This is a genomic window from Spirulina sp. CS-785/01 (assembly GCF_028330525.1).
In the GTDB taxonomy this organism is placed as follows: Bacteria; Cyanobacteriota; Cyanobacteriia; order Cyanobacteriales; family Spirulinaceae; genus JAQMSD01.
Map to the genome: position 1 here is coordinate 1 of NZ_JAQMSD010000230.1, position 7,434 is coordinate 7,434.

The 7,434-nt window shown below is 45.1% G+C and carries 6 protein-coding genes; all 6 read right to left on the reverse strand.

What is annotated here, in order from left to right:
- On the reverse strand, nucleotides 1–1,575 hold a 1,575-nt coding region (gene dnaX, locus PN462_RS14955; RefSeq protein WP_272129372.1), incomplete at its 3' end, for a DNA polymerase III subunit gamma/tau.
- Nucleotides 1,576–1,761: 186 nt separating this feature from the next.
- Nucleotides 1,762–2,328, reverse strand: coding sequence for a DUF4276 family protein (locus tag PN462_RS14960; RefSeq protein ID WP_443029184.1), 567 nt, complete (start codon nucleotides 2,326–2,328; stop codon nucleotides 1,762–1,764).
- Complete coding sequence (locus PN462_RS14965) at nucleotides 2,328–3,512, reverse strand: AAA family ATPase (protein WP_272129375.1); 1,185 nt, start codon at nucleotides 3,510–3,512, stop codon at nucleotides 2,328–2,330. Before PN462_RS14965 ends, PN462_RS14960 begins: the two co-directional genes overlap by 1 nt.
- Nucleotides 3,513–3,574: 62 nt before the next feature.
- Nucleotides 3,575–4,519, reverse strand: a complete 945-nt coding sequence (locus PN462_RS14970) for a hypothetical protein (protein WP_272129376.1) — start codon at nucleotides 4,517–4,519, stop codon at nucleotides 3,575–3,577.
- Nucleotides 4,520–4,541: 22 nt separating this feature from the next.
- Nucleotides 4,542–6,725 carry a PBP1A family penicillin-binding protein gene (locus tag PN462_RS14975; RefSeq protein WP_443029185.1) on the reverse strand — a complete coding sequence of 728 codons (2,184 nt, stop codon included), beginning with the start codon at nucleotides 6,723–6,725 and terminating at the stop codon, nucleotides 4,542–4,544.
- A 77-nt stretch (nucleotides 6,726–6,802) separates the two neighbouring features.
- Nucleotides 6,803–7,291 (reverse strand): signal peptidase II, encoded by a 489-nt coding sequence (gene lspA, locus PN462_RS14980; RefSeq protein ID WP_272129381.1) that lies wholly within the window; start codon nucleotides 7,289–7,291, stop codon nucleotides 6,803–6,805.
- Nucleotides 7,292–7,434 lie beyond the last annotated feature (143 nt).

Consider the following 7,434-nt stretch of genomic DNA (forward strand, 5'->3'; position numbering starts at 1 on the left):
GGTTTGGGGGAGGAGTCCTAGCAGGGTAACTTCTAACCAAAGACGGGGTTGAGTGGTATTTTTGAGTTGAACTTCACTTTCTTTAAGGATTTTTTGACCGTGCAGAATGAGGGAAATGTCCCAGTTTTTGGCTTCTTCTCCTAATGCGTCCCAAGTGGGTGCGGTGACGGCAACGAGATCACTGCGATGGGGGGAGGTTTTGGCGATTAATAAGTTGAGATAAAAGGCGGCTAAATTTTGCAGAACAATGAGGGGTTCACGGCCTTGGTCTAAGAGATGTCTGCATTGACTAATGACTTTTTCGGGGTCATTGAAGCGAATGGCTTGTAGAAGGGTGAGGAGGTCGTGTTCGGGGACTGCTCCTACTAAGTCCCAAACTTTATCAACGGTAATTTCTCCAGAATGTAAACTCAGTTGGTCGAGTAAACTTTCGGCATCTCGTAATCCACCGTTGGCAATTTGTGCGACTAAGGTGAGGGCATCGTTATTAATTTCAATGGTTTCTTTTTGGGCAATGGTTGTTAAATGTTGTACCATTGCTTCGAGGGGAATGCGGCGAAAGTCGAAGCGTTGGCAGCGAGAGATGATGGTATTTAAAACCCGTTGGGGGTCGGTGGTGGCGAGGACAAAGACGACGCGGTTGGGGGGTTCTTCGAGGGTTTTCAAGAGGGCGTTGAATGCCGGAACACTGAGCATATGACAGTTATGAACTAACAAGCCATTGGCAACAAAGTTATGATTATCTTCTACTTCAAGGTCATAAACTTGTTCCCATTCTCCTAGAGTAACGGATTCAACAATTTCTGAATTTGTATTCCATTGAAGATTATGAACCGTAGATAAGTCTGTTTGGTGGGAATTTGATGTTGGACTAGAGGCAACAGCAACTAATGGTTTTTTCGGTGCATTTATGGGAGAGAGGATTCTAATTCCTTCTTTTATGTCTTGAGCGGGAATCCATCCGTTTTCTGTTCTCAGTAAATGATTACCTGTACAACGAATTTCTTGGTTTTGGGTTTTGATGGTGAGGGTTTGTTTGATGCCTCGCTTTAACCAGCGTAGAACTTTTTTATATTCCCACGATTGGCTGGTTTCGTTGTAGCTGAGGACAGTTTCTCCTTTGAGGGTCGGATCGTCAATCCTTTTGATGCCGTGACGGGTTACGATCGCGGAATCTCCCGTCAGACATTCATCAATCACGTAAACCTTGTAGCGACATTGGACGGGGGCAAATTGCGCTTTTTCGATGATTTCGCGGATGTTATCTACCCCAGTGTTACTGGCTGCGTCTATTTCGATGATGTCCATCGCATTCCCTCTGGTAATTTGGCGACAGACTTCGCATTGGCCGCAGGGTTGTTCGGTGGGTTTTTCACTCTCTAAACAGTTGAGGGATTTGGCTAAAATGCGGGATGAGGAGGTTTTGCCTGTGCCTCTGGGGCCGGTAAAGAGGTAGGCGGGGGCAATGCGTCCTTTCGCAATGGCATTTTTCAGGGTTTGCGCGATCGCATCCTGTCCCACCAACTGAGCAAAGGTTTGGGGGCGATATTTATGATGGAGGGGTTCGTAGGACATCACAGAGCAGTCACCAAGAGTCAGATTCTCTATCTTATTTTATCTCTAGTCCTGAGAAAATTAGAATATTTGTACTTGAGTTTCCTCAGCAACAAGATCGGAGATGAGCGAATCCCCTCTCGGAGGTAGGATGGGAGGCGTTCCCTGAGATGTGATCATCGTCTTTTTGACAGAGGGGAAGAAAAATTAAGTATTTGTCGTTAGTTGTTTGATACCATCGAGGAAGATTTGGAAACTACGTGATTTGTTGTGGGTCAGAGATAAATAGGGCGCGATCTCTTTCGAGTGAGTGCCAGGATAATATTCATTGACTAATTTTTTGAGTTCTTGTTTAGCTGAGTTGAGTTGGTCAGGATTGCGAAATTTTTGCTGTGTCTGCTTTTTACTGAGGCTTTGGGGTTTAAGTTGATAGGCTTTTTCTAGGGCGGCAAGATCACCAAGAAACCAAGATTCGAGTTCATGGCAAATAATGCGGATTAATACGTCAGATTTTCCAGCTTGTTGACAGACTTCAAATAGTTCATTTTTTAGACTTTTACAATCATGGGAGTCCTGATCGTGAACAATAATAAATTTTGTATTAGGAGCATATTGAAAGGCTTTTATTTTTTTGGGAATTGAGTTAAATAAATCATGTTTACCTTGGTGGGAAATGCAAATATAGTATTGGTCGGGAATAATTTTGGGCAAGATTACGTCCAAGACGTTTTTCATTGAGGGTTCTTCTAGCAAAAAAATCAGATCATAAGACATTAGGGAGCTACTCCTTCAAACCAGCCTTGAGTCCACAAGTAACCAGGAAGGTCTCCGGCTTTAACTAGATTTTTGAGGGTTTCGTTATCAGTCGCTTTTTGAATTTTTGTAATACCCTGTTCTTTAATTAGCCAAAAGATACTATCTAGGGGAACAGCATTCAAAAAGTCAGGAGAATGGGTGGAGACAAAAACTTGGCCACCACGATGGGCATAGCTGGCAAATTCCTCGGCAAGTTCTCGGAGAAGACTAGGGTAAAGTTGGTTTTCGGGTTCTTCGACACAAAGTAAAGGGTGAGGTTTAGGATCAAAAAGTAGAATTAGATAGGCAAACATTTTCATAGTGCCGTCGGAAACGTAGCGATCAACGAATGGGTCTTTAAAGGCTTGGTCTTGAAATTTTAGGATTAATCTACCATCTTCTGTATTTTTCGCTTCAACTTTAGAGATACCTGGCACTCTAGCTTTCATTCGCTGCAAAATTTGCTCAAATATTTCGGGATGCTCTTGATAGATATATTGTGCAACGACTGCCATATTGTCACCTGTCGGAGAGAGGTGTTCAGCGTAAAGTGCGTCTTTACTACCCCTGGCTTCGCTGATATGAAAATCAGAAACGTGCCAATTTTCAATGAGAGAACGGAAGGCACTGGCGGCCTTAAATCTTTGAAATTGTCCTAGTCCTTTGAGAGCTAAAATATCATCAGATTCCAGTTGCTGTTCTTCTCGTTGTAAGTCTTCATCAGGTTGGCTAAAGTCTTCTTCATTATTGATGGCGTACCCTTTCCCTTTTTGGAAATCCAAAAAATGGTATGGAGAGCCATATTCTCCTCGTTTATACCGTAAAATTTCTCGCTTAATTACAGGTTTCTGTCTTTCTTTCCCAACAATTAATATATAAGTGACAAGGCGTTCTGTACTCAATATTTTCATCCGGAACTTTAGTTCAATTTCAATATTTTCATTTTGCTTACCTCGTGTAACAACTTCATTAAAGCCTCCTCGAACTTGTAGAGCTTGGCGAATGTTATTCTTTAGGGCATCGCGCAGAAAGCCAAACGTATCAAATAGAGTTGATTTTCCAGTTCCGTTCGCTCCGATAATGACACAAAAAGCGGGAATGTTTTTCAGTTCTATGTCTTCAAAAACCCGATAGTTTTTGATTTTGATAGAGACAATTTTCATTAGTCCTGAGAAAAATAGAATATTTGTACTTGAGTGTCCTGAGAAATCCGACGAAGGAGTTCCTACTGCGTAAGGTCTTGGACTTGTTGTAAAAACTCCTCCCGTGAGAGATTAGGTAAAGACAGGGCTAAAGTGGCTAAAGTTTGAGGGGTGACAGTACAAAGGAGTGGGATAACCCCTTCTAACTCCTCATCCAATTCTCCAAAACGAGCTAAGAGTAAATTTTCGAGCATCTGTCTCCGTCCTTCCTGAAGACCTTCCTGAAGACCTTCCTGACGACCTTCCTGACGACCTTCCTGAAGTCCTTCCTGTTTTGCTTCTTCTTTTTCTTGGTTAAAAATAGGGGCTAATCGCATAATGAACTCCCGATCTTCCTCATCGACATCTTCTGTGATACTCAAGTTGCGCTGGAGGCTTACCAATAATTCTAGAGTATTTTCCCGATAGGGATGATTGACGGGTAGGGCTTCCAAATCATCAATTGCTTGTGATTTCACTCGGCCTCGGCCTAATAACCGTAACCAAAGCGTTTCCGGGGTGCGGGGGAGTTGGTGAATGACAACTACGGTGGTTCTCAAGGCTTCCCCTAACCGATAAATCCCGCTTATTTCCCCCTCTATAGGGTTAAATTTGCTCAAGAGATTACTGGACGCTGTGGGGGTTAAAACCCATAATTGCGGTAACTCATGGTCGGAGAGTTGGCGTTTGTTGCGCTTCGCTTCCCGTTGTACTTCTCCGATGACCACGAGTAATTTTAATAAGCAGTCGCGGAGTTCATCGACTGTGGCCGGATTACGATAGGGTTCAATAATAGCTGTAGTTTGAGCCACTTCTCCCAATAAACCTAAAACTGTGACATCTTCGGAAGTGGTTGGGGAAGGGTTAAACCAAACATCAATTTCCCGGACTTCTGCGGGAACTCGTTTGGGGGCTTGGACTTCTCCAAAGGCTTTTAGGAGTTCTTCGAGATAATCTTTGGCAAATTGATCGTGTATAAAACGAGTCATGGAATAATAGTTAAAGCCCTATTTAATTAACAATTTGCTGCATATAATTATGCCAAAGTTGGGCGGCATTACTGCTGCTTCCCCTGGTGGGGGAATTATCATCATTGCCTAGCCAAATGCCTGTGATGAGTTGACGACTAGAGACATAACCCACAAACCATAAATCTACATTTCTGTCTGTTGTTCCTGTTTTTCCGGCGGCATTATAGCCTATAGCGGCCCGACTTCCTGTTCCCCCCTGAACCACTCCCTGTAATAGGGTGTTCATGGTTTGGGCAATATTGGCGGATAAGGCTTCTTTTGTCGCTTGTCTGCTGTTAGCGACATCATAAATGACTCGACAGGTTTCTTTTTGCTCGGGGTTTTCGCAGTCTCCTCCGTCTAAAATGCGGCGGATGGTGTGGGGACGTTTCCAGACTCCGCCATTGGCAAATGTGCCATAGGCCCCGGTTAGATTTAATAATCTCACTTCACTTTCTCCTAATACTAATCCTGGAGAAAGGCGTAATTTGTTTTCAATGCCTAACCGATAGGCCATTTGGGCGACATCCTCTAACCCCGCATCCCTTGCTACTCGGATGGCGACGGCATTTTCTGACTGGGCCATGCCTCGGTACATATTAATATTGCCACTACTGCGCTCACAACCGCGATAGGTTTGCCCCATCCAAGTAACAGGGCCGCAGGAATAGGTTTTACTGGGAGAGATACCTTGTTCTAAGGCCGCAGCATAGGCAAAGGCTTTAAAGGTTGATCCCGGTTGCCGTTTGGCTTGGGTGACGCGGTTAAATTGGCTTTTTTGATAACTAACTCCCCCTACCATGGCTAAGACTTCTCCGGTGTCGGTGTTGAGGGTGACTAACCCCCCTTGGCCAAAGTTTAATTGTTGTCCGGTGGTTCTCACGTAGTCTTGTAGGGCGTTTTCTGCGATGTTTTGTTTCTCGACATCTAATCCGGTTTCCACGATGAAGTTGCCTTCTCTGGCCACGTCTTCTCCTAATAATTCTCGCAATTCTACGAAGACATGACTGTAAAAATAGGGGGCGATGGTGTTGGAGAGGGTGTCTGCTGCTTCTGGACTGACTTCAATGCGCGATCGCCGGGCAGTATTCGCTTCTTCCGGGGAAATCATGCCCATTTGGGCCATGCGGCGAATGACTCGATTGCGGAGTTGAACGGCGGTGTCGTAGTCTTGGACAGGGTTATAACTGTTGGGGGCGGGTAAAATAGCGACGAGGGTGGCCGCTTCGGAGAGGCTTAAATTGGCTGCCGATTTATCAAAATAAAATTGTGCGGCATCTTCAAACCCGTAACTCTCTACTCCTAAATAGACGCGGTTGAGATAGGTGCGTAATAACTCGTCTTTACTATAAAAGGTTTCTAATTTTAAGGCGACGATCGCTTCTCGAATTTTCCGGCCTGCGGTATTCCCTCGGCCTACATAGTCGGGGTATAAACTCCGGGCTAACTGTTGGGTGATGGTACTCCCCCCTTGGGCAATGCCTTGCTGACGGACATTAATAACCACTGCCCTGGCAATTCCCAAAGGATCAACCCCTAAATGCCAATAATAGCGGCTATCTTCGGAGGCAATGGCCGCTTTGGGTAAATAGGGCGAAAAGTCCGATAATTGTTCTAATTCCTGATGGGTTTCATTCCGTAAGGGCCGTAACGGGGTTTCCCCATCTCGCGCATAAACGGCCACTGGCCCCTGTACCCCTGGGGGTAAGGGAAAAACGGGGATTTTTGTCCATTCCACTAAAATTAAAGCGGTAATTAACGCGGTTACGCCTCCTGTCCCATAGAGACTATAGCGTAAGATACGCACCCAAAGCGGGGGCGGGTTGTGGTATTGGATGCGGACTCCATTGGCCAACTCTGGGGGGCCAAGGGTGAGGATATCCCCATGACGTAGCATTAAGGAGTCTAACCGACGTTTGCCCAAATAAATCCCATTGGTGGAGCGTTCATCGCGGATAATAAAATTATTGGGGTGTTGGGGGTCTCGGTTTAAGGACAAATGCACCTGACTCACCACGGGATTCCGCACTACAATATCACTTTGGCGAGAACTGCGGCCCAACACATACTTATCCCCGACTAAGGGATGTACGTCTGCTTCCTCTGCGTCTGCTGCTTGCACCCACAGTTGAGGCACTCGTGCTTTGGGTTTGAGTTGGATGGCGGACCCTAACCCCTGTACCATTTGGGTGACAATGCGACTGAGTTGGGTATTACTCACGTTGGTAATGGGTAATCGGTAATCGGTAATTGTTAACTATCCTACTCTGTCTTGCCTTGGACGGGAAAAAAGGCGGCGTATAATAGCAGGACAATGCCAATATTAATAAAAACATCGGCGAGATTAAAGACGGGAAATTGGATGAGACGGAAGTCTAGAAAGTCAATAACATGGCTGTTGATGAATCGACAGACTCCGTTGCCTATGGCTCCGGCTAAAATACATCCATAGCCTAGTTGTTCGGGTAGGCTTAATTTGGGACTTAGCCAGACAAAGAGGATTAATCCGATACTCACCAGTAAGGAGAGCCACCGTAACCATTCTACGCCTCCTGAAAATAAACTAAAGGCTGCTCCTGTATTGATTACATAGGTGAAGTGGAAGATTTCGGAGAAGATGGGGAGGGTGTCGCCTATTTCGCTAAAGGTATGTGTGACCCAATATTTACTCAGTTGGTCTAATAATAGTCCTAGGGCGGCTGCTAGCCAAAAATAACGATTCTGCTGAAAGGGAGAGACACGAAAGTTCATAGTATGGCGGTAAATAGTAATTAGTAGTTAGGGGGGAGTTGATGGTTGATGGTTGATAGTTGATGGTTGGGAAATTGAACCACCAAGACACAAAGGACACAAAGGGGAGTTGATGGTTGATGGTTGATAGTTGATGGTTGGGA

Excerpts from the sequence above, each read along its gene's own strand:
- PN462_RS14970 (WP_272129376.1), bottom strand. The coding sequence starts at position 4,519 with ATGACTCGTTTTATACACGATCAATTTGCCAAAGATTATCTCGAAGAA.
- PN462_RS14965 (WP_272129375.1), bottom strand. The coding sequence starts at position 3,512 with ATGAAAATTGTCTCTATCAAAATCAAAAACTATCGGGTTTTTGAAGAC.
- PN462_RS14975 (WP_443029185.1), bottom strand. The coding sequence starts at position 6,725 with ATGGTACAGGGGTTAGGGTCCGCCATCCAACTCAAACCCAAAGCACGA.
- lspA (WP_272129381.1), bottom strand. The coding sequence starts at position 7,291 with ATGAACTTTCGTGTCTCTCCCTTTCAGCAGAATCGTTATTTTTGGCTA.
- PN462_RS14960 (WP_443029184.1), bottom strand. The coding sequence starts at position 2,328 with ATGTCTTATGATCTGATTTTTTTGCTAGAAGAACCCTCAATGAAAAAC.